15 protein-coding genes are annotated in these 23,397 nt (G+C 52.7%); 8 read left to right on the plus strand and 7 right to left on the minus strand.

Going from position 1 to position 23,397, the window contains the following annotated elements; translation table 11 throughout:
- Entirely contained in the window at positions 1-2,595 is a 2,595-nt protein-coding gene (locus ACN0YD_RS12575) for an autotransporter outer membrane beta-barrel domain-containing protein (RefSeq protein WP_417320302.1), read from the minus strand.
- Between the two features lie 251 nt (positions 2,596-2,846).
- Entirely contained in the window at positions 2,847-2,990 is a 144-nt protein-coding gene (locus ACN0YD_RS12580) for a hypothetical protein (protein ID WP_417320303.1), read from the minus strand.
- A gap of 71 nt (positions 2,991-3,061) precedes the next feature.
- On the opposite strand from ACN0YD_RS12580, the gene ACN0YD_RS12585 reads away from it, so the two are divergent.
- The 4 genes from ACN0YD_RS12585 (at position 3,062) to ACN0YD_RS12600 (ending at position 6,595) form a co-directional block, all read left to right on the plus strand.
- Positions 3,062-3,232, plus strand: coding sequence for a rhodanese-like domain-containing protein (locus tag ACN0YD_RS12585; protein ID WP_417320305.1), 171 nt, complete (start codon positions 3,062-3,064; stop codon positions 3,230-3,232).
- A 145-nt stretch (positions 3,233-3,377) separates the two neighbouring features.
- Entirely contained in the window at positions 3,378-4,094 is a 717-nt protein-coding gene (locus tag ACN0YD_RS12590) for a substrate-binding periplasmic protein (protein WP_417320307.1), read from the plus strand.
- Positions 4,095-4,254: 160 nt separating this feature from the next.
- Positions 4,255-5,379 carry a c-type cytochrome gene (locus tag ACN0YD_RS12595; protein ID WP_417320309.1) on the plus strand — a complete coding sequence of 375 codons (1,125 nt, stop codon included), beginning with the start codon at positions 4,255-4,257 and terminating at the stop codon, positions 5,377-5,379.
- Between the two features lie 109 nt (positions 5,380-5,488).
- Positions 5,489-6,595, plus strand: coding sequence for an amidohydrolase family protein (locus ACN0YD_RS12600; RefSeq protein WP_417320311.1), 1,107 nt, complete (start codon positions 5,489-5,491; stop codon positions 6,593-6,595).
- Positions 6,596-6,684: 89 nt separating this feature from the next.
- On the opposite strand, the gene ACN0YD_RS12605 is transcribed toward ACN0YD_RS12600, so the two are convergent.
- Entirely contained in the window at positions 6,685-6,894 is a 210-nt protein-coding gene (locus ACN0YD_RS12605) for a cold-shock protein (protein WP_417320742.1), read from the minus strand.
- Between the two features lie 79 nt (positions 6,895-6,973).
- The gene (locus tag ACN0YD_RS12610) at positions 6,974-8,338 is read right to left on the minus strand and encodes a DEAD/DEAH box helicase (RefSeq protein WP_417320313.1); all 1,365 of its coding nucleotides are present in this window, start codon (positions 8,336-8,338) and stop codon (positions 6,974-6,976) included.
- Positions 8,339-8,823: 485 nt separating this feature from the next.
- Between ACN0YD_RS12610 and ACN0YD_RS12615 the strand changes: the two genes are divergently transcribed.
- Both ACN0YD_RS12615 and ACN0YD_RS12620 read left to right on the plus strand, forming a co-directional pair.
- Positions 8,824-9,807 (plus strand): hypothetical protein, encoded by a 984-nt coding sequence (locus ACN0YD_RS12615; RefSeq protein ID WP_417320315.1) that lies wholly within the window; start codon positions 8,824-8,826, stop codon positions 9,805-9,807.
- Positions 9,804-11,036, plus strand: coding sequence for a carboxylate--amine ligase (locus ACN0YD_RS12620; protein ID WP_417320317.1), 1,233 nt, complete (start codon positions 9,804-9,806; stop codon positions 11,034-11,036). Before ACN0YD_RS12615 ends, ACN0YD_RS12620 begins: the two co-directional genes overlap by 4 nt.
- A gap of 8 nt (positions 11,037-11,044) precedes the next feature.
- Here ACN0YD_RS12620 and ACN0YD_RS12625 read toward each other — a convergent pair whose 3' ends face one another.
- The 3 genes from ACN0YD_RS12625 to ACN0YD_RS12635 form a co-directional block, all read right to left on the minus strand.
- The gene (locus tag ACN0YD_RS12625) at positions 11,045-12,685 is read right to left on the minus strand and encodes an acyltransferase family protein (RefSeq protein WP_417320319.1); all 1,641 of its coding nucleotides are present in this window, start codon (positions 12,683-12,685) and stop codon (positions 11,045-11,047) included.
- A gap of 160 nt (positions 12,686-12,845) precedes the next feature.
- Positions 12,846-14,897 carry an ATP-binding protein gene (locus ACN0YD_RS12630; protein ID WP_417320321.1) on the minus strand — a complete coding sequence of 684 codons (2,052 nt, stop codon included), beginning with the start codon at positions 14,895-14,897 and terminating at the stop codon, positions 12,846-12,848.
- Between the two features lie 212 nt (positions 14,898-15,109).
- Positions 15,110-15,643: an EF-hand domain-containing protein gene (locus ACN0YD_RS12635; RefSeq protein WP_417320323.1), complete on the minus strand. Its 534-nt coding sequence runs from the start codon at positions 15,641-15,643 to the stop codon at positions 15,110-15,112.
- An 863-nt stretch (positions 15,644-16,506) separates the two neighbouring features.
- Between ACN0YD_RS12635 and ACN0YD_RS12640 the strand changes: the two genes are divergently transcribed.
- Positions 16,507-19,557, plus strand: a complete 3,051-nt coding sequence (locus tag ACN0YD_RS12640) for a TonB-dependent receptor domain-containing protein (protein ID WP_417320325.1) — start codon at positions 16,507-16,509, stop codon at positions 19,555-19,557.
- Positions 19,558-20,128: 571 nt separating this feature from the next.
- Positions 20,129-23,101 carry a TonB-dependent receptor domain-containing protein gene (locus ACN0YD_RS12645; RefSeq protein ID WP_417320327.1) on the plus strand — a complete coding sequence of 991 codons (2,973 nt, stop codon included), beginning with the start codon at positions 20,129-20,131 and terminating at the stop codon, positions 23,099-23,101.
- Positions 23,102-23,397: the final 296 nt, after the last annotated feature.

Below are 23,397 nucleotides of genomic sequence, written 5' to 3' on the forward strand. Positions count from 1 at the left end.
TCAGAAGGCCCAGCTCAGGGCCGCACGGGCCGCATGATCGGTCATGTCGGAGGAATATTCCCCGTGATAACCGAGCTCCAGTTCTGCCCCGCCAAGATCAAAGGCAACGCCCGCATCCACAAAGAACGTATTCTCGGAAAGCGGCGTGCCGGTAATGGCGAAACTCTCGCCACCGGCGAAGTTCAGGTGAACTTCCGGGGTAAGGTCACCGAAGGTATGGCTCCAGCCCGCACTGCCCAGCAGCCGGACATGTGTCGCACCCAGGGCGATTTCGCCGCTTGCGACACGCAGGCCGATCGTGGAGATCACATTGCTGTTGGTTTCAGAACCAGCAGTCAGCGCAGCCGTGCCGTCAAATTCTGAAAAACCATCCAGATGCTGGCGCACATAGGCGACACCGGCGAAGGGTTCAAAGGTCATCTCGCCAACTTCCATGCTATAGCCCGCATCGGCAAAGACATGGATTGTAGAGCTGTCATAATCGGCACGCAGATACTGGTTATCCTCGCCGACAATGGCCTGACGGTCGGTGATGATATTCTGCCAGCCGAAGTCAGCCGCAAGTTTAAGGCGAAGGTTGCCCAGCCGTGTTCCTGTATAGGCGCCGGCATGATAACCATCCGCATCACCGGAGGACTTGCGGTCGTCGGAATCAAAGTCCATTTGACCATAACCGACAAAGAAGCCCGCGCTCCAGTTCTCCATAAACCGGGCATCCATGCCGAGGAAGAACCCGCTGTGATCCCGGTCGAATTCAGCGGCATTTTCTTCAGCCTTGTGATGACCCCAGGTGCCGAACAGCTTGCCCCAGCCGACAATCCCGGTGTTTTCACCTTCCTCGCCGTTTTCTTCCAAAGTCTCTTTCAGACGATCGGACAGGACATCGCGCACAATATAGCTGTCCTCGATCAGCATGCTCTGCACGGAGGCATGGATTTCACCGGTCAGTGTATTGAAGGATTCCCTGGCTTCTTCCACGGTGCCGAGAGCCACCACGGCATTCCACAGGTCGTTTCCAACGCCCAGGCTGTCGAGCCATTCGGCCACCTGTTTCTCATTTTCCGTTTCGGCAATGCTTTCAAAGGTTACCGTCTGGATGATGGTGAAGGTGATGGCGTTGGCTGTATAGCTCAGTTCCGGGGACAGGAAAGCGCTGAGTGCCAAAGTCTCCAGGTCGTCAAACGTACCTGTCACAGTGCCACCGGTGGTCAGGATGGTATAGGTGGTATCCAGGGCGTAATCCGGATAGGGCACGATCTGCACGGTGCCGCCATTGATGACGGCATTGCCGGTGGCTGTCACCAGGTCGGAATTGCCGTCGCTGTCAATTTCCACAACATAGGTTGAGCCCGCATCAAAGGTAATATCGCCAGTCACTTCCAGGGTGCCGATGGAATTGCCGGGGGATACCGCGCCGCCGCTTTTTACCACAGCGGAGGATACCTTGCCCGACCCACTCAGCGTGCCGCCGTCTTCAATGGCGACGGCCCCGTTGAAGGTGGTGTTCATGGACAGGTTGCCGCCGTAAACCTCCATTGTTCCGGAAAAATCGGTCAGGTCGCCGGTCAGACTGGTATAACCGGAATAGCTTTCAAGCGTCCCGGTACCCATCAGGTTGGCGGCAAATTCATAATCTTCGGAGGTATGATTGAAAACAATCGCACCGGTGCTGCTTTCGCCGCCGGCAAGGCCGGCGCTGAAAAGGACGGTTCCCACTTCCAGAGTTCCCGGTGCAACAGCATCGTCACCGGCGGCAGCGCCAATAATCAGGGTGCCGCTGGAGCCGTCCTCATAGGCCAGGTCCATGCGGCCTGCCACGGTCAACGTTGCGCCACCGGCAACAGTCAAGGCGCCGGAACCGGTCCAACCGACAATGACGTTAGAATCCGTGGATACCCTGGCGCCATCCGAAATGATTATCGAGCCATCCCCCTGGTTGCCCGCTACGATATATCCGTCAGTATGCAAAGAAGCCCCGTCGGAAACCGTCATTTCCCCGGCGCCACTGAAACCGACCCAGACAGAGCCGCTGTCGGTCCAGCTGGTCCCGGCTCCGGTCACCAGCAGGGTACCCGCACCATCACCAGTCATGCCGAGGTAAGTCTCATTTGAGGTCACCGTGGCGCCGGCGGACACTGTCATTTCGCCCCGGGCCTCATTACCCACGACGAAACGATCATTATTTATCCATTGCGAGCCGGCACCTGTGACAACAGCGGATCCGTCCGCTTCATATCCCACGACAGTTTTGTCGACTTCGACAATGCCTCCGGCGGAAATGGTCAGTGAACTGCTCTCTGCGGTGTCCCCGATATTGAGCTGGGTGCTCGACAGATCCCAGGGGCTGGCCTGGGTGCCACCGCCGGTGCCGATCACCGTTTCGTCGGTGCCGTCGATGGTGACTTCCGGAATTGTGGCCCGGGCCTGAAAGGCCATCATGCTGCCGGTCAGAGCCGTCGCCAGAAACAGGCCGCAGCGCGCGGCAGACAAATATCTGTTTCGCTTTTCCGCACCGGTGGTTTTAAATTTATTAAATGAAATGAAATTGGTCCGGGTTGCCTTATGCGCGACCGGAGCATTCTTGTACATACGCATTGTGTCCTCCTTGCATACCGGTATGAGCCAGGATGTCGCTGGACACGACATATGTCGCACGCCCAAGGCAAATCTTGTCAATGCCCCCTCCCCATACCAAAACTGTTACATAACTCTGATGATCCGGTAAAAAGACCTCAACCCGTTCGCCCGGAACATCCTCTATCTAACGCCGGACCATTACTAAACAATTAAAGATTTAATCCCGGTGCAGAATATCGTCTTCTGATTGAGGACCCGGGGCGGCATGGTCAAAAGGAAGAAAGCGAGATGTCGATCTTTGCGGGCAGGTTTGCAAGCACGGTCCTTTTGGCCTCCATCGTGATGTCGCCTTCTGGGCTGATCTCGAACTCACAGATGCCGACCGCTTTGCCATAATAGACGAGACATGACACATAATAGAGTTCCCCCTGAGCGACGGCCTCTATGTTTCCTCCAAAGACCTGCTGGCGGCCCTTAAAAGGGCGTGCAGATCATCGCCTATTGTTCCTGCCCGCGGCCCGCGGCCGATCATGTGATCATGAACCTGCGCAAAAAGGGCTATACAAGAACCGCCGTACTTTATGAGGGCATCTTCGGCTGGATGAACCTGGGCTATCCGGTAATGCGAGGCGACGTGCGGGATCAGGCGGAATAAGTTTTCCACCTGTTTACAAATCAGTCAGCACCGAAAGCTCCACACCGTATATCAGGAAATAATAAAAATATAAGACGACTAACAGGCAATATGTTATGTTGGCTTATAGGACAAGGGGCGGTCAGTCTGATTCAACGGGTAACTTGTGGAACGAAAACCACCGCTTCTGCTCTTCTGTTTTATTGCGGCCATTGCCTGGGCGCACAGCAGTGATGCACGGGAATTGACATTTACCACCTTCAGAAATGCCCCCATCCAGAAACTTTCCGCACAAATAATTTCCGAAGCCTATGCGACCCTTGATATCAAGGTATCAATCAAGGAACTGCCGGGTCTGCGCGCCCTCGTGGTGGCAAACTCAGGTGAGACCGACGGGGAAATCAGCCGTATTGGAGGCATAGAGAAGAAATTTACCAACCTGATTGCCATTCCAACACCTGTGAACCATATTGAAATTGTTGTTTTTTCTGAAAATTCCGCCCTCAAAATAGAAAACTGGCACAACCTTCAAGGACTAAAAGTAGGAATAGTAAGCGGCTCCGTTTTTACAGAAACCCTTGACCAAGGCCTGAACACCCTGAGAATCAACAATTACAAGCAGTTGTTTACGATTCTGAAAAGAGGAAGAGTAGATGTTGCCGTGAGTCCCTACATCAATGGCTTATCAATGTTAAAAACCAATCCACACTGGACCATTCTTCCTGTCTCCCCGTCCCTGCAAAATGAAGATCTTTATCATTATATTCATAAAAGACATCGACATCTGATCCCAAAATTAAACCAGATTTTTCAGGAGATGCACTCAAGTGGCAGGATTAAACATCTGAGAAATCAATTCCTCGAAGAACTGGTAAAGAACTGAAATCCACTCACTGCCTTCCCTGAATTAACCCGAGAACCCTATCCTGGTTCATTTCATTTGAAACCCAGAGTATGCCCCTCTATAAAGAGGTGCTCGATATACATAAAAAAAATGTCAAACCTGCACAGGCCAGACAGACCTTGCATAAATGGGAGATGAAATGACACCAGTGAAACCGCTTGCCGTCCTGTTGATCGGCCTTGTAAGCCTCCTCGCCGTCTCTTCCACCGCCATAGCCCAATCACATGAACACAAGGCACATGAACCCGGCACCCTGCCGCCACCGCGGAAACTGACCGAAGAACAGAGCAAGCGGGCCGCCGAAAACTACCAGAAATACTGTGCGCTGTGCCATGGTGCAGACCGGGAAGGCTATGCCAATGACCATGCGCCTTCCTTAAAAAGCCGGAGCCTGATGGAAACCGGCATTCCCCATGCTGTGCTGCGCCCCATGTCTTACGGGCGCGAGGGGACGGCCATGGGTGGCTACCTTGATGAAGTGGGCGGACCCATGAGTCTGGACGAGACTTGGGACCTGACCTACTGGCTTTACTGGCAGGCGGGATATAAACGGGTCAAGCTTTCCACTGACCCGGTGCACGGTGATGTGGAAAGAGGCAAACAGGTCTATACGGAAAACTGTGCCAGCTGCCACGGCGTGAACGGCGAAGGAGTGAACGCCCCGGCACTCGGCAATGCCTCGGCGCTCGCCCACAACACCGATGAAGTTATCCGCTATGCCATCCGCAACGGCCGTCAGGGCACCCCGATGCAGGCCTGGGCGGGTATCCTCAGCGATGAAGATATCGACAATGTGACGGCCTTCCTGAGGAGCCGTGCCGGCGGCTGGGAGCAGTCACAGCCTGTACTGCGCAAACTGCCGACCCCGGAAGACTATATCGTCAATCCGGACGGTGAAGATCCCGAGTTCACCCTGAGCGACGGCCTCTATATTTCCTCCAAAGACCTGCTGGCGGCCCTTAAAGGCAAAAAGCGGATGGTGCTTCTGGACACCAGAGTTCCCTCGGTCTGGCAACGGGCCCATATCGAAGGCGCGATCCCGGTCCCCTATTACACCGACTTTGACAAAATCACCGAGGACCTGCCCAAAGACGTACAGATCATCGCCTATTGTTCCTGCCCGCGGGCCGCGGCCGATCATGTGATCATGAACCTGCGCAAAAAGGGCTACACAAGAACCGCCGTACTTTATGAGGGCATCTTCGGCTGGATGAACCTGGGCTATCCGGTGATGCGCGGCGATATCCGGAAAAAGAGCGAATAACTTCCTTTGGCCGGAGCGGCGATTTCCAATTGTTGAAAAACAGCGCGCTTTCAACTACAAACCGGAGAAGTATATCGCTGAAATTGTCACCTCATGGAAAGAGCCGCCAATGACCACATGCATCACCCTTCCGAAATGGTATGATCTTCACACCCATTTCCGCCAGGACGCAACATTGCCGGCAACAGTGAAGGACCATGTGTCGATGCAGTGCGCCGGCGCTCTGGCCATGCCCAATACCGCCCCCCCTGTCGGCAAGGTGTTTGAAAAAGAACAGGTCTCAAACTACAAAAGCATTGAACAATATCGCGCTGAAATCCTGGAGGCGGCGAACGGAGCCTTCAGGGAGGTTATCGTTCCGCTTTACCTGACCCATGACACAACGCCGCAGATGATTGAGCAGGGCGCGGCCGCGGGCCTTCTCAAGGCCTGTAAATATTATCCGCCCCATGGCACGACCGGCGCGGAGTTCGGGGCCCCGCTTGAAAGATTTATGGAGAATGGCGTTTTCCAGGCCATGCAGGAGGCCGGTGTAACACTCTGCATTCACGGCGAAGAACACGGCCTTGCGGCAGAGCGCTATTTTGACCGGGGCGAAAATGCCGAAGAGATCTTCTACAGAGAGCATATGCCGCGTCTGGTCGAGAAGTTTCCCACCTTGCGCATTGTCGGTGAGCATCTAACCACAAAGGTTGGCGTAGACTTCGTAAATGATGCACCGGACCATGTGAAGGCCAATATCACGCCCCAGCATCTGCTCTATACGGTCAGCAGTCTGCTCAACGGCCTTAAATATCACCTTTATTGCCTGCCCCTGGTGAAATTCGAGGAAGACCGGGCCGCCCTGCGCGACGCAGCTACTGCTACCGATAATTCCAAGTTTTTTGCCGGAACGGACAGTGCGCCCCACACACAAAAAACCACCCCCTGCGGCTGTGCGGCCGGCTGTTATACCGGCGGGATCGCGCCCCAGCTTTATGCCCAGGCGTTCGAGATGGCCGGTGTTGATCTCGGCACACAGGCAGGACAGGTCATTCTGGAAAAGTTCCTCTGTACCATTGGCCGGGAATTTTATGATTTGCCGACACCTCAGGAAACGTTCACCCTCGAAAAAACCCCTGAAGATATCCATCCTCTAAAGATTGGCGATCAGACCATTATTCCTTTGCCGCTGGGCATGGAATGTGAAGTGCCCTGGCGCATCAGGCGCCGGTAAATTCTTTCCAGGAAAAATAACCGGCAAAAACAAAAAGGGCGCTGATCATTTCTGGTCAACGCCCTTTATTCTACTGAAATATCTGCCGGTTAGGCTGTTTTCAGGTTAATTGCAGAGGTCTTGCCGGTTTTGCTGCTGACTTCTGTGTCATAAGAAACCTGCTGACCTTCATCAAGGCTGGACAGGCCGGACTGTTCCAGAGCGGTAATGTGTACGAACACATCGGAGCCGCCATTATCAGGAGCAATAAAGCCATAGCCTTTTGTCGGGTTAAACCATTTTACAGTACCATCATTCATCATAAGTTTCCTTTTGTTTGATGAGGGGGTGGCAACAGCGCCGCCCCAATGTTTGTTATTCACATGACCCCGTAACGGATCATGCTACGCGTGTTTGTTTCTGGGTTGATGCATTGTTTCCCGAAGATTTCAGGAAACGAATTTCACTAAGCGGATGGCTCCCTTCCTGTACGGATGTTCCCTGTCGGGGAGAATCTGTTCGGGCGACGTCCTTCCGGGGGCCGCCTTTACGCTTACGGGATACCCGCCGCGGCTTTGCCTTAACGCCGGTGTTGTTTCGCTCTGACATATTACGTGCTGGACGCCCGATTGAGGCCGGAACATTTCCGCCCTCACGTTTGATTCTAGCGCCAATCAGCTTCTCGATATCCGCCAGCAGCCCGCTTTCCGATGGATCACACAGAGAGATCGCCTGGCCGGACTTGCCGGCCCGGGCCGTTCTGCCGATCCGGTGTACGTAGGCCTCGGCCACATTGGGCAGTTCAAAATTAATGACATGGGATACATCATCAATATCAATGCCACGCGCGGCCACATCCGTGGCGACAAGGACAGGAGTCTCCCCATTCCGGAAAAGCAGCAGCGCTTTTTCACGCTGGTTCTGGCTTTTGTTGCCGTGAATGGCGCCCGCTCCGATACCGGCAGCCACAAGCTGCTTGCTCAGGCGATCGGCACCTCGTTTGGTGCGGGTGAAAACGATCGCACTGCTGACATCATGGCCGCTCAACAGATCGACAAGCGCTGCCCGTTTGTCTTCCTTGGGCATAAACTTCACCGATTGTTCAATACGGTCAATGGGTTTTGCCGCCGCAGCAACCGCAACTGTTTGCGGGTCCTTCTGGAAGTCCTGGGCCAGTGACTTGATTTTTGCCGGCATGGTAGCCGATACCATTACGGTCTGGCGCTTCTTGGGCAATTTGCCCATGATCCGCCGGATGGCAGGATAAAATCCGAGATCCAGCATCTGGTCGGCTTCGTCCAGAACAACAGTCTCAACCTGGGCAAGACCAATGGCATTCTGGGACAGCAAATCCTCCAGTCGACCCGGAGTGGCGATAACGATCTCCGCTCCGTTGCCAAGCTTGCGGATCTGCGGACCCGGCTTCACACCGCCAACAATGGAAACAGTCCTGAGCGGCAGGTCGCCTGCCAGGCTAAGTGCATTTCTTTCGATCTGCAGGGCCAGCTCACGGGTTGGGGTGAGGATCAGGAAACGGCAGGATCTCGGCCTGCTTTTTTCAGAACGCCTGCAAAGTATATCAAGAATTGGCAGCAAAAAAGCGGCAGTCTTGCCGGTACCCGTCTGGGCAATGGCAATGACATCACGGTTCTCTAGCTGCGGGGGGATGGCTTGAGCCTGAACGGGCGTCGGGTTCGATAGTCCCTCTGCCGACAGGGCAGAAAGGAGGTGCCTGGACAAGCCAAGCTCTTTAAAAGTCGTCAAATAAATCTTTCTTTATGCCACGGGGATCTTCTTCAGGCCTATGCCTGTCAAGGGTCTCCGGACATTTATTTTCAGGGAAGCTCGCGCAAAACAGCTGCCGGTGGTTTAGGCCTTATTGGCCCTGATGGTGGCAACCTTCTTGGTCAGAAATGCTGCTATCATGTGGCTTCTGCCAATGTTTAAACACCATTTACGCGCAAAGCCTGACTGTCTTAGAACACTAAACTGCAGAAAAAGCAAGGTAATTCGTGAGGGACTAGTATTTTCGGGCCGGCATATCGAACCGCAACGGAGGGGAATCCGGAACAGGAGATATACAAAAACCGCTGTACTCCGCGAAGAAGGCAACTGAGTCTGTTAAATTTTTTGTAATACCCCTCTGATAGAACTGACAAAAAATTTGGCGTAAAAAAATTGGCGGGGGCTCCATCGGACGATATAGTGCCCTTTGGCCCGCCGGGGAAACCCTGAAAGAGCAGAGGGATATGAAAACCAGAGTTGTCCTGACAGTCGATACCGAGCCGTCCATCGCGGGCGCCTTTGACAGGCCGGAAAGCGATACGCCGCTCCTGCATGAACCTGTCTGGGGTGAAGCTGATGGCGAGAGCCAGGCGCTGGGATTTATGATCCGCACACTACAGGCCCACAATCTGGTGGCCACTTTTTTCGTGGAAACCACACATACTTCCTGTTTCTCCCCTTCCGTCATGGGTGAATACGTCAGACGCCTGACGTCTGCCGGCCAGGACGTCCAGCTTCACCTGCATCCGTCCTGGTGCTCTTTCCGGGAGGGCCGGCTTGGAGACGGGCCCAGGATATCAGATCACTGCAGTGAACTGGGGGAAGACAAGCTTGCCGCCCTGATTCGGGAAGGGTGCGACATTATCGAAACCTGGACAGGCCGGCGTCCAACCGGCATGAGGACGGGAAACTTCTCCACTTCACTGAGCGTCTTCCGCGCCATGCGGCAAGCCGGACTGGACTATGCCTCCAACATCTGCACCGCCGTTTCCGCCCCCCCGGAAGAAGAACTCCGGGTGACCGGCGGCGTCTACCGCTTTGCCGGCATTACCGAACTGCCGGTGACATGCTTTTTCGACCTTGGCCCGGTCGGACGCGGCAGATTGCGGCCCATGCAGATTACCGCCCTGAGTGCAGCCGAACATATCGGCCTCCTGAATCAATGTCATGACAAGGGGATGGAAGTGGCCATGATCGTCACCCATCCCTTCGAGTTCATCAAGGTGGATAATTATCGCTATGAAAACATACGTGCGAACCGCCTGGTCCAGAAAAGACTTGAAAAGGTCTGCCGCTTCCTGGACGACAACAGGGACAGGTTCGAGGTTGTCCCCCTGGCCGAAGCCGCCTCCAGGAGCATTGAAGCCCCTCCCGCCAAATTGCAGGGCAGTCCGCTGCTGTCCACGCTCCGGGCTGTGGAAAATTTCACAAATGACAGGTTCCTATGACCGAAATACCCGACACCGTCATCCTTCTCGGCACCGACACCCCCATAGGGCTGGCCATTGTCAGGGACCTGGGCAGACACGGCTTTAACACTGTCGGCATAGGCCACAGCGCCACGGCGCTGGCAAGCAGGTCCAGATATTGTACCCGTCACGAGGTACGGGCCGGTAAGAACGAAGTTCTCATTGAACAGATTGAAGAACTTGCCCGGCGCCATAACGCCCGCTTCCTGCTGGCCATCAGCGAAGGGGATTTGCTGACCATCAACCGTTTCCGGGACCGGCTGGAAAAGGTGATCACGCCATTGACCCCAACCAGCGACCGGCTGTCCCGGGTGCTCGACAAGACCGTATGTCAGGATCATGCCGAAAAGGCCGGAATCCGGGTGCCCGCCACCTGGAATTTCGACAATCTGGAACAGGCCCGGCGGGATGCACCAGGGCTCACCTACCCCCTAGTCCTGAAATGGGCCGACCCCAATCTGGTGGCCGGAAGACTGGAACAGGCCGGCCTGGAGCTGATCAAGACCGCCTATGCCCGCACGCCGGAAGACCTGATCGAACAGCTTGCCCCATACGAAGCCATTGGTGCCTATCCCATGGTGCAGGAATATTGTCCGGGCAAGGGCCTGGGACAAATGTTCCTGATGAAAGATGGTGAGGCCGTGCTGGAATTCCAGCACGAACGCCTGCATGAATGGCCGCCGGAAGGCGGCGTGTCCAGCCTCTGCAGAAGCCTTCCCCTCACAGAGCATGAGGGAGCCCGGGAAAAATCCCGCGCCTTACTGAAAGACCTGGACTGGACCGGCGTCGCCATGGTGGAATACAGGTATGACCCGGCGACCGGAACCTATTATTTCATGGAAATCAATGGACGTTTCTGGGGCAGCCTGCCTCTCGCCATCGCCGCCGGTGCTCCCTTCGCCGCCGGCCTTGTCACCTGCTGCGGCAGGAATGAACCGGTCCAGGACCAGGGTAAACCCTACGCCCTTCTCCAGTGCTGCTACTGGATTCCGGAAAGCAAACGGCTTTTGCGTCTTCTGATTGCCCGGCGCAGAATCAGGGATCCCTTTTACCGGCCGGATACCCTGAAGTCGCTTGCAGGATACCTGCTGGCCCCATTACGGCCGGATGTCTGCTATTATGTCTTCCAGTGGCGGGACAGCGGGCCGTTCTTTGCGGACCTTGCCAATATTCTGAAGAAAATCAGCAGCAATATCTTTCAGCGCTGACGCTTCCGTCAACTTCCGGCGCGACTGGCCTCCAGCTCTTTCTTGAGTGCATCAAGGGCCATGTGGATGCGATTGAAACAGGAATTGAAATATTCCCGACTCAAACGATGCGGATCATACAAAAGGGCGAACCGTGGCCGGGCCCAGAGACCCAACAGGGCAATCTGCACATCATGGCCCTTGAGATGCGGGCTTAGCTTGCGGATGTGCCGGTCTTCCATTACCAGGAACAGATCGCCGTCCCTGATCTCGAAATCCTGGAGATCGGTCGCCGCATGGACATTGAGGTCCACATCAAAGTCACCCGCAACGTCCACCGCCGTGGGATAGGCTTCCATACCGGTTCTGGTGGCAAGCCCCATGGATACCACCGGCAGTTCCGGGGAAAGTTTTTTCATAAGATGATGACCAAAGGGACTGCGGCAGATGTTTCCATGGCAGACAAAAACCAGCCTGCGAACCCGACCGGCATCAATCCGGCCGTACTTGCGATAGGGACCGAAACGCCACATAAAATTGGCAATCATCAGCCGGATCAATCCGCGAATGGTGCCATGGCGGGTGTTAATCCAGTCATCAAGAAAATCGAATACGCCCTGTATCCAGCGCTTCCAGACATGTTTCTTGTTTTCTGTCACCAGGGCTACAAGATAAGTCGTGGTGACCGTCAGGGCAAGGATCAGCAAATAGGTGCCGATATCCGTGTTTTCCTGATAAAAGGCCGCATGGAAAAACAGCAGCAGCGGCTGATGCAGCAGATACAAAGTAAAAGTTGACCCGGCGATATTCCTGATCGGTTTTTCAACTCTGTCAAAGAGGGTGGTATGGGCATCACAGAGCCCGCGCACGGCGACAAAATGAGTGGCGACAACCAGGCCAAGATAATAGTCACTGATAAACTGCCGGCTGAAGGCCAGATCCCGGTGCCGGGTTTCTCCCATCAGGCCTTCCAGAAAGTTCCAGCCCCATTTTCCGATATCGAAAGAGATGTAGGCCGCGATCCCGGCGATCGAGACAAAAAACAGAAAACCCGCCACACCCGGACCGATCGCCCTCAACCAGGGCGCCTTGTAAATATAGACGCCCAGCCACCACAACGGCATGAGCAGAAGAATTTTCGGCCCGATCATCAGACAGACCGCGGCAAAAAGAAGAAACCGCTTCCGGCCTTCGACAAATGCCAGAAAAGCAAAGCCGATATAGTACCAGACCTCGTAATTCAGGCTCCAGTAGGGGACATTGCTGAACAGCTGAATGGAAAGTGTCCAGATTTCCCCGGTAAACAGCAGCGCGGCAAGAACGCGCACCGGCGCCAGGTCCCAGGCCTGATAGCCTTCCGGATAGGCTGCGGCATTCAATAGGCCAAACCCGACGAAATCAACCAGAGCCGTAATCAGGATTGCAGGTATCGCCACGGAATAAATCCGCGCCATGCGGGCGACAGCATATCCCTTCATGGTCTTTTCTTTGGTTTCTGCGGTAAATGCAATGACATAACCGGACAGGACAAAGAAAATGATGACCGCCTCATGGCCCAGGCTAAACAGGGTCATATGCGGATTATAGATCGAGCGCGAATGAAAAAGCAGAACCAGGAAAGCTGCGAAAAAACGCAGAAGATCCAGGTAAATGGAAAAGGAACGTGTCATGTCTTTGGTGCTTGTTTCCGCTTATTGTTATCTGACCGTGTCTGGGTGGCACACTAGCCGATAAAAGCTAACTTAATCTTTACAGGCACCTTCACAAAGGAAAAAACACTAAACTGCGACTCCTGATGACCTTTACCCTCCAGACCCCGGGCTTCAGACCTCAAACCGCGACGGATGACAACGGCTTGGCGATCTCAAGAGGTAGATCAATCCAGAAACAGGACCCTTCTCCGAGGGTGCTTTCAAAACCGATTTCTCCGTTCATGGCCTCCACCAGGGACTTGGCAATGGACAGCCCGGCACCCGTACCTTCGATGCCGGATTGTTCCATACCGGCCCGGTTGAACGGCATGAAAACATTTCCGAACTGGCCGGGTGCAATCCCGATACCGTCATCCCTGACACTGATGCGAACCTGGTCATGCCCCTTTTTCTCCACAGACAACCAGATATTGCCATTTTTATGGCCGTATTTCACAGCATTGGAGACAAGGTTGACCAGAACCTGCTCCAGGCGGACCTTGTCAATCCTCACCTGGGCGACACCCCTGGGAATCTCGCTTAGATGAAGCTGAACGCGTTTTTTCCTGATCAGGTGCTGAACCATGGGTATCATATCAAGAACCACCTCGCTCACATCACACTGCTGCAGGTCAAGATCCACGGCACCGGTCTCAATCCTCGACAGATGGAGCAGGTCATTGATCAGTTTCAGAAGCAGGGCGGCCCCTTCGTGAATATGATCAACATATTCCCGCTGTTTGGGGTTGAGTTCACCGAACACCTGCAGTCGGAGGGTCTCGGCAAAACCGATCACCGCATTGAGGGGTGTGCGCAGCTCATGGCTCATGTAGGACAGAAATTCTGACTTGGCCTGGTTAGCCGCCTCTGCCGAAAGCTTTGATTCAATCAGATCCTTTTCCCGCGAGACGGCCAGCGCCGTTGCCTGAGATTTGATGCGCAGAATATACAGCAAAATGGCTACACTGAAACACAGAGCAACAAGCGCCCCGATCACGATATAGCGGAATGTTTCCTGTCCCTTGAGGGACAACCGCTGGATTTCATTGTCCCGCGTCAACAGTTCGATCTGCTGCTGGCGTTCCTTAAGCTGGAATTCAGTTTCCAGCAGGGACAACGCCTTGACAATATTTTCGCTGGCAAGATTGTCCTCATATTGCAGCCGCAGGTCCTGATATTTAAGGGCATCTTTATAGTTTTGCCGTTCGCGGGCGAGTTTGGACATCAGACCGTATATCTTTGCCAGATTGATGACGTCATCGTTCTCTTCCGCTATTTTCATTGCCCGCGACCCGTAGTCTTCCGCCGCCTTCATATTGCCCTGTTCAAACTGCACCATGCCCAGGAAATGATAGGCCACGGTCTCCAGAGGCTCGAGACCGTTTCTTTGCGCCTCGCCAAGGGCGAAGCGGAGGTATTCTTCCGCCTTTTCATACTGGCCCGCATAATAGAGTACTTCGCCGGAATTCTCGAAGGTATAGGCCGTAGCAAGCTCATTACCCATTTTTTTGGCCAACTGGCGGGCCTGGTCGAGATAGTTTATGGCTTTTGATGCGGTACCGTTTTCAACATGCGTGAACCCCAGGTTATTCAGCGCCCTTGTATAAAGAAAAATATCCTTTTCCGGATCCAGAAGTCTGAGCGCATTTTCATATTCTGCAATCGCCTTGTCATACAGCTTGGCGCCAACAAACAGGCCGGCAAGATTGAGATTGGTCGCCGCGACCCCTCTCTGGTCCCCGGCCCGGCTGTATTTCTCGTACGCCCGCTGATATGCCCGCATGGCTTCAGGCAATTGTCCCAGTGCTTCCAGGCACCGGCCTATATTGTCGTTAAGATATGCCACAAGGCCGTCAGGAACCTCGCCTTCCCCCGCAATATCGAGGGCACGGTTACCAACTGCCATGGATTGCCTGAAATTACCGACCCTGTAATGGGCTCCCGCTTCCAGACTCATCAATTCCACCTGCTGCCGTTGCGTCAATAATCCGGCATTCTCGTCCAGAAGATTTTGCACTCTCTGCAGGGCCTGCCGCGGGTCGGAGTCAACCTGCTCCCGGACCGACGCCAGGATCGCCGGTGTCAGTATTTCTGTCTCCGGGCCACGAACCACATCGCCGGCCCACAGAAAGCCGGGAGACATTACCGAATAAATCAGAACAATAACTACCTTACCAAGAGGCCTAAGCATCTGCATATACCGTCCGAATCTTTTTATTTTTTGTTAATTATTCGAAATATCTAACATTCTATCTTCAAATTAGGCCTAAATAAAGCATTCTCTCTTCCGGACGACCAATAGCGGCAGGGGAATAGGCTATACTCCCCTGTTGTTTTGGCATGGCTTTATGGGTAAATGAGCGCCGTTGTTACGCCCCGTCACATAAATATACTTTCCGAAAATTACATTCCCGGCGGCGCATGACCCGTACCGCCTCCGGGCGGCCGGCCACCGCCCTGACGACCGGGACCACCCCTGGCTTTCAGGCTTTCGCCGAGCTCCTTGTCGGTTACTATGCAGTCTCCATCCAGATCCATTCCTGCAAACCGGTCATCCCGGCGGGTCTCAAATTCTTCCCTGGACAGCAGGCCGTCCTGACTACGATCATAAAGCGCAAGATGATCCCGGGCATAGGCCGGATGACTCCATGACGCCTGGCTGAATTCTTCCAGATCCAGAAACCCGTCGTCATTCACATCACTTTCAGCAAACAATTTGTCCTGCTTTAGTTTTACATCCTCGCAGGTAATCCGGCCGTCTCTGTCGGTATCAAGCCTTTCCTTCATCGCCTCCAGCATTGTCTCTTTGTTCCCGGGGCCGGAGCCCGGGCCGTAGGCCCGCTTCGGGGCGCAGGATGTCACGATCACCGCCGCCATGAACAGGAAAAAAACAGAAGAAAGGCGAAAGCCGCCCGATCCGATAACTAAAACTCTCATTGCATAAAACTCGCTCAACTTCTCCTGCCCCAGTGATGATACGCTGAACCGGGCCGAAGCCGACGAATTTTGCGGACAAAACATAATGAACAGACCTGCAAACCAATTTTTTCCACCTAAAAAGGTCTTATCAAGCAACTTTGCCGCAAAAATACGGAATATTCTTCAGATACTCTTACAAGAGATCCAGCCCATCAAGCGCCTGTGAGCTAAACAGTTCTTGGCTTTCAGGTTTTATTAATCAATCTTTCAGTGCATCTATTGTTGCGGAGTACGGAAGAATATGCGGATACATATCCCTTTGATTCGGAAGGGATTAACAAAATATCAGATTGTATAAAATCTTTGCAATAATATTGCGCCAGGCACATTTTACGGGAAAAAAGATACAAAAAAGCACCACTGTTGCATTTTAGCTACAGCACTGGACTTTATCGAACATTTGTTTGAAATAAAAATATCAAACAGAATATTATTCTTCAAAAACCACTTTAATAAAAATTTAACTCTATGAATTTTGATTTTCTGCCGGTTCGGCCGGCCATATTGTATAAAATATACAGTGCCGGCGGGCCCAAAATATTTGACCGGTATTCTGACTGGTGTTAGCGTCAACTTGTTACCAACATGTTTCACTGTGTGGCCCAAAAGGGGAATCTTTAGGGAAGAAACATGAAGGTAATGCACACCAATAAACAAAAACGAATGGTGGAACGATTGACCGAATATAAAAGGAGGACTCTCAACTATTTTTCTTGATTACTTAAGGACCCGAGTGTGTGGAATGGGTCTGCTTTTGGTGTGCATCAACGAATAGAAAAATAGCCACCAGGCTTTTATTAACTTCTACGGAGGAAAATATCATGAAGAGCGATTTCTCATCGCGTCTCAAATATGGTGTATCTGCAATCGCAGTCGCCTCTACTCTGTCCATGATCGCCCAGACATCACAGGCGCAGGAAGCTGCAGCCGAAGAAGAAATGATGTTCGAAGAAGTGGTTGTGACAGGTTCACGTATTAAACGCAAAGACATCGAAAGCGTCAGCCCGCTGGCAATTACCGACGCTACAGAAATTAAATATAGTGGTCATACCCGCATCGAGGACATGATGAACAGCATGCCTCAGCTGGAAGCCAGCCAGACAGGCTTCCTGTCCAATGGTGCGACCGGTACAGCAACGCTGGACCTTCGCGGTATGGGTACAGAGCGCACAGTTGTTCTGATCAACGGCCGCCGCATGCAGCCCGGCGGACTCGCCACCAACGCTGCCGACATCAACCAGATTCCGGCCGGACTGGTAGAACGGGTAGAAATTCTTACCGGTGGTGCATCCTCTACATACGGTGCTGACGCCGTTGCCGGTGTTGTGAACTTTGTGATGGACAAAAACTTCGAAGGCGTCAAAATTACTGCCGGGGTTTCCGCCTATCAGCACAACAACAATAATGCCTATATCCAGGGTCTGATGGATGACAGTAACTTTGAATATCCGACGGGCAGCAGCGGACTTGATGGCGAACAGTACAACATTGATTTTGCGATCGGCAGCTCCTTTGACGATGACAAAGGTCATGTAACGGTTTACGGAAACTGGCGGAAAGTTAAAGAGCTTCGCCAGAAATCACGTGACTATTCCTCATGCGCGCTGAATGGTTCCGGCACATCATGTGGCGGTTCAGCGAATGCGGTGTCTCCCAACTTCGATATCTATCCCGTTGACCCCCTCACCGGCAATACAGTCTATGCATTCGACAGATATACTCAGAAAGACTTTGATGACGGCATCATCACAGACGAAGATGATATCGGCGAGCTGATTGTTGGCGGTGACGGTTTCTACTCTTATACCTCTGAAGACGTTCGCTACCCTGTTCCGTGGGCGAATGATACTTTTGCCAACCGCTTTGACTCACTGGGTGCAGACGGCTCTCTCACAGAATTTGATGGCAGCAACATCTACAACTATGCGCCAATCAACCACTTCCAGCGTCCTGATGAACGCTGGTCAGGCGGAGCCTTCATCAACTATGAGATCAATGATCATATCAAGCCCTATGCTGAAGTCATGTTCATGCGGGATACAACTAAAGCCCAGATCGCGGAAAGCGGAACCTTCTTTGATGAAGAATATACCATCAGCTGTTCCAGCCCCCTCCTGAGCACCGCCCAGCAAACCGATCTTTGCGGCACATATGGCCTGGCCCCAACTGATGACCTTGCCATCTATGTCGGTAAGCGTAACGTAGAAGGCGGACCGCGTCAGGACAACCTTACTCACAGCTCCTTCCGCATCGTCGTAGGTACTGAGGGTGAGATTTCCGATAGCTGGACATATGATGCATCCTTCACGTATGGCTCAACAAGCAGCCAGTCGGTCTATAAAAACGACTTTTATGCACCGAACATCGCCAATGCTCTCGATGTAGATCTGGATGGCGATGGCAATTTGCAGTGCGCCAGCGCAGAAGCAAGAGCCGGCGGTTGTCTGCCTTATCTGGTCTTCACTCCGGGCGGAGTAACTGCTGAACAGGCTAACTACCTGACAGCGACAGGTATTGCGACCGGTGAAACGGCACAGTACATCGCCAACGCCTATGTAACAGGTGATTTGCCCTTGACCATTCCGATGGCAAGCGATCCTCTGCAGATGGTTCTCGGGGTTGAATACCGCAAGGAAACCTTCATTCGCGACAGTGACCAGCTCTTTGAAGAAGGTCTGCTGCTCGGTCAGGGTGGAGCAACCGCTTCTGTTGACGGCCAGTATGATGTGAAGGAAATCTTTGGTGAAGCCTTTGTACCGATTGTACAGGACAAGGAATTCGCCGAAGATCTTTCCATGGAGCTGGGCCTGCGTCTTTCCGACTATAGTTCAGTCGGCAGTGCAACGACGTACAAAATTGGTTTGAACTGGAAACCGATTAATGAAGTCAAGTTCCGCGGCAGCTACAACCGTGCGGTTCGTGCCCCGAACTCACTCGAGCTGTTCGTACCCCAGACTGAAGGTCTGTGGGCAGGTACGGATCCGTGCTCCGGAGCCACACCGGATCTCACAGCTGCACAGTGTGCAAACACCGGTGTTTCAGCTGCTCAGTACGGTAATATCGGTGAAAGTCCTGCCAGCCAGTACAACTCCATTGACGGGGGCAACCCTGATCTTGAGGCAGAAACTGCTGACACCTGGACCTTCGGGGTCGTGGCAACACCTCTTGACGGACTTGTCATGAGTGTTGACTACTGGGATATCAAAGTTGAAGGCCTGATTGACAGCGTTGACTCTGAACTGGCTGTGGAACAGTGCGGACTTACAGGGGATGCAGTGTTCTGTGACCTGGTCAACCGCGCGCCAAATGGCAGCCTCTGGCTCGGCAAGGCAGGGTATGTCACTGCCACAGACCAGAACCTTGGTTTCTCTCACCAGCAGGGTATTGATGTGGTCGTAGACTATGAGATTGAAGGTTTGGACGGTATGTTCAACATTGATCTCGTAGGTACATACCTCATCAAGAAATTCACTCAGGAGATTCCGGGATTTGCTCCTTCAGAATACGACTGTAAAGGCGCAATCAGCACTCAGTGTTTCCCTTCTCCGAAGTGGCGGCATAGTCTGCGTGTTGGTTACATCTCAGATAGCTTCTGGACGGCATCCGTTAAATGGCGTTATTTCGGTAGTGTGACTAACCTAGATCCGACAGCTTCAGAGCTGAACTCTGAAATCGGAGCTCAGAGCTACTTTGACCTGACAGCTAACTTTGTCGCAAATGAAAATATTGATATCACCGTTGGCGTGAACAATATTTTCGACAAAGAGCCGCCGCTGGTCGGAGGCGATCTGTCTACCAATGCGAACGCCATTGCAGGCTTCTACGACACACTGGGTCGTTACCTGCATGCTTCCGTGACAGCGAGTTTCTAATCCTTTTCCAAGGATAAAAAACATTTTGAAACGGCGGGATTTTCCCGCCGTTTTTATTTGCCCGGAATGTTGACCAGGGAACTTAGAAAAGCCTCACAATTCAGCCATCTTCCCGATGACCTTTTATAAAGCGGTTACCGCACCAGCAGAGCGCTTCTGGCTTTGACCACATTGCCCCGTTTGTGAAATTCAAGACACCGGTTATTCCAGTTCAGGCCGCAGAAATCTGTCAATTCCCTAATAACACTCTCCGGTGTCTCCAAGACTGTCGCAACTTACTTCATGGGTGGAATTCTCAAATAGATTTTTCCAGAGTTGCCACAGTCATTCGCACTGCTGCGAAGAATATGCCGGGCGACCTGAAGTTCCCTCACGATATGGTTTCGATCCTTGGTGATGTAAACTTTCCTATGCTTTTTGGTACACACATTATGTACTGCGAATCTGTTTTTTTACCACGGCCATTGAAACAAATAGGCAAAATTACTGCCGCTTTAATAGCGGGTTTCGCTCCCCCGCGGGTCTTCGTTCATACAAGAAGAAAATTTATAAACCCTAAGGAGCAAAGGAAATGAAAAGCGTTATTTCATCACGCCTTCGGTATGGCGTGTCTGCACTTGTTTTGGCAGGTCTTCATACCACCCCCCTACACCAGACAGCACATGCCCAGGAGGCCGAAGAGGAAATGGTCTTCGAAGAGGTTGTCGTTACCGGGTCACGGATCAAACGCAAGGATATCGAAAGCGTCAGTCCCCTGGCTATCGCGGATGCAGCAGAGATCAAATTTAGCGGTCATAACCGTATTGAAGATCTTCTGAACACCATGCCGCAACTGGAAGCGGCCCAGAATGCCAATCTTTCCAACGGGTCAACCGGTACCGCCTCTTTGGACCTGCGCGGCCTGAACAACAGTCTGCTGACCAGCAGTTTTGCCAACAGAACCCTTGTTCTTATCAATGGCCGAAGACTGCAGCCTGGTGGTATTTACACGGTATCTCCGGACATTAACCAGATTCCATCGGGACTGATTAAAAGGATCGAAGTGATGACGGGCGGCGCCTCCTCCACTTACGGTGCGGATGCTGTAGCCGGTGTTGTCAACTTTGTCATGGATGATGAATTCGAAGGAATTCAGATCTCTGCGGGCGTCTCCGCCTATCAGCATAACAATCGCAATGACTATATCCAGGGTCTCATGGACGACCAGAATTTTGAGTATCCAGATGGCAGCAGCGGTCTTGACGGGGAACAATATAACCTGGACTTTGCCATCGGCAGTAAATTCAACGATGATAAAGGGCATGTTACTGTCTACGCCAACTGGCGGAAAGTTGAAGAACTGCGCCAGGGCGCGAGGGACTACTCCGCCTGCGCCCTTAACGGGGATGGGGACACCTGCGGTGGTTCTGCCAATGCCATCATACCCAACTTTGATCTCTACCCCCGCTTCCCCACCGGCGAAGACGGGGCTCTGGAAACGGACTATGCGCCGGAAACAAACCGTTTTGCCTCGCTGCAACTGGACGGTACCCTGCCTGAATTTGATGGAACCAACGTATACAACTTTGCCCCGGTCAACCATTTTCAGCGCCCTGACGAGCGCTTTTCTGGCGGTGCCTTCATCAACTATGAAGTAAATGAGCATTTCCGCCCCTATGCGGAAGTGATGTTCATGCGCGACACCACCAAAGCACAGATCGCGGAAAGCGGTACCTTCTTTGACGAAGAATACCATATCAGCTGTAGCTCGCCCTTGTTGACGGCGGCCCAAAGAACAGACATCTGCGGCGGTTATGGTCTTGATGACAGCGCGACCTCCACGGACGAGTTTGCCTTTTATGTGGGGAAACGGAATGTTGAAGGCGGTCCCCGTGAAGACAACCTCACCCACCAGTCATTCCGCATTGTCGGTGGAGCGGAAGGCGATATCAAGGACAGCTGGTCCTATGACGTCTCCATGCTGTATGGCAGCACAAATGCCTCTTCCACCTATAAAAATGACTTCTTCGCTCCAAATATCGCCAATGCGGTTGATGTTGAGCTGGCCGAAGACGGCAGCATACAATGTGCCGATGCCGACGCACGGGCAGGAGGATGTCTGCCCTATTTGCTGTTCACACCTGGAGGGATCACCGCTGAACAGGCCAACTATCTAACGGCAACAGGTATTTTGACCGGCTCGACCTCAGAACTTGTCTTTAACGCCTTTGTCACCGGTGATTTGCCGATAAGCATCGCCGAAGATCCGGTCCAGGCGGTTTTGGGTGTTGAATATCGCAAGGAAACCTTTGAACGATCCAGTGACCAGCTGTTCGAAGAAGGCCTGCTTCTGGGACAGGGCGGTGCAACAGCATCCGTGGAAGGATCCTACGATGTGAAGGAATTTTTTGCTGAGGCCTTTGTTCCGATCATCCAGGATTCTGAATTTGCCCAGGAACTCTCCATGGAGCTCGGTCTTCGTATCTCCGATTACAGCACCATCGGCGGGGCAACAACTTATAAAGTCGGCCTGAACTGGCAGCCGATCGACGAGGTGAAATTCCGCGGTAGTTATAACCGGGCCATTCGTGCTCCAAACGTCCTCGAACTCTTCCTGCCACAAACAGAAGGGCTCTGGGGTGGTGTAGATCCCTGTGCCGGAGATCCCACCGACCCTGATCCGGACAATCACCCGGTACTAAACGAGGCACAATGTGCCCTGACAGGCGTACTCCCGGGTCAATATGGTAATATCAGTGTCAGCCCGGCTTCACAATATAACAACTTCAGCGGCGGTAATCCGGACCTTGAAGAAGAGGTTGCAGATACCTGGACCGCCGGTGTTGTCGTGACGCCACTAGACGGGTTAACCGTCAGTGCAGACTATTGGTACATTAAAATTGACGGCATTATCGGTACCATCAATGAGGAGCTTGCCGTCACCCAGTGTGGTCTCACCGGCAACGAATTTCTCTGTGGCCTGATTACCCGTGCCGGGAACGGAAGCCTGTGGCTTGGCAAAGTCGGCCGGGTGACGTCAACCATTGACAATCTCGGCTTCACGCGCCAGCAAGGGATTGATATTGCCGCTGACTATTCCATAGAAGCCGCAGAGGGTAGTATTTTCGCCAATCTGGCAGGAACAATCCTGCTGGAGAAATTCACCCAGGAAGTGCCTGATCTCGTGGCCTCGGAGTATGATTGCAAGGGATCCTTCAGCACATCCTGCATCCCCTCTCCCACCTGGCGTCATACCCTGAGAATTGGATATGACTCTCATGAGTGGTGGACAGTAACGGCAAAATGGCGGTATTTCGCCAGCGTCAAGAATCTGGATAGCTCTGTTTCCGAAATAAACCAGGAAATTGGCGCCCAGAGTTATTTTGACCTGACCGCCAGCTTTGTCGCCAACGAAAATGTTAATATCACCCTTGGTGTGAATAACATCTTTGACAAAGAGCCGCCGATGATTGGGGGTGACTTTGCCACAAACGCCAATACATATGCAGGATATTACGACACACTGGGCCGTTACCTCCATGCCTCAGTAACAGCCACATTCTAAACTACAGAAACCTACAAAGAAACGGCGGGAACTTTCCCGCCGTTTTGTTTTTCAGCTCTCTATTTTGTATAAAAAAATTCATAATTCCTTATTTTTCATGAAGTTATTATTCTCATAATTATTGCCGTATATACGAATCTTGTTTATTATTAATGTTAATCTTAACGATTCGGTATCTTTTCATAGTGCAAGACGGGGATATGCGTAGTCCGGAAAGGTTGTGTGGAACCTTCCCGAAACGGCATAGACAGAGGTAAATTGCATTTTTTTAAGATGGGACACCTGAAGTCCAAAAT

The sequence above is a fragment of the Emcibacter sp. genome (assembly GCF_048269205.1).
GTDB lineage: Bacteria > Pseudomonadota > Alphaproteobacteria > Sphingomonadales > Emcibacteraceae > Emcibacter.

Coding starts and splice junctions, on each gene's coding strand:
- ACN0YD_RS12575 (WP_417320302.1), bottom strand. CDS start 2,595: ATGCGTATGTACAAGAATGCTCCGGTCGCGCATAAGGCAACCCGGACC.
- ACN0YD_RS12595 (WP_417320309.1), top strand. CDS start 4,255: ATGACACCAGTGAAACCGCTTGCCGTCCTGTTGATCGGCCTTGTAAGC.
- ACN0YD_RS12600 (WP_417320311.1), top strand. CDS start 5,489: ATGACCACATGCATCACCCTTCCGAAATGGTATGATCTTCACACCCAT.
- ACN0YD_RS12605 (WP_417320742.1), bottom strand. CDS start 6,894: ATGAATGATGGTACTGTAAAATGGTTTAACCCGACAAAAGGCTATGGC.
- ACN0YD_RS12615 (WP_417320315.1), top strand. CDS start 8,824: ATGAAAACCAGAGTTGTCCTGACAGTCGATACCGAGCCGTCCATCGCG.
- ACN0YD_RS12620 (WP_417320317.1), top strand. CDS start 9,804: ATGACCGAAATACCCGACACCGTCATCCTTCTCGGCACCGACACCCCC.
- ACN0YD_RS12625 (WP_417320319.1), bottom strand. CDS start 12,685: ATGACACGTTCCTTTTCCATTTACCTGGATCTTCTGCGTTTTTTCGCA.
- ACN0YD_RS12630 (WP_417320321.1), bottom strand. CDS start 14,897: ATGCTTAGGCCTCTTGGTAAGGTAGTTATTGTTCTGATTTATTCGGTA.
- ACN0YD_RS12635 (WP_417320323.1), bottom strand. CDS start 15,643: ATGAGAGTTTTAGTTATCGGATCGGGCGGCTTTCGCCTTTCTTCTGTT.
- ACN0YD_RS12640 (WP_417320325.1), top strand. CDS start 16,507: ATGAAGAGCGATTTCTCATCGCGTCTCAAATATGGTGTATCTGCAATC.
- ACN0YD_RS12645 (WP_417320327.1), top strand. CDS start 20,129: ATGAAAAGCGTTATTTCATCACGCCTTCGGTATGGCGTGTCTGCACTT.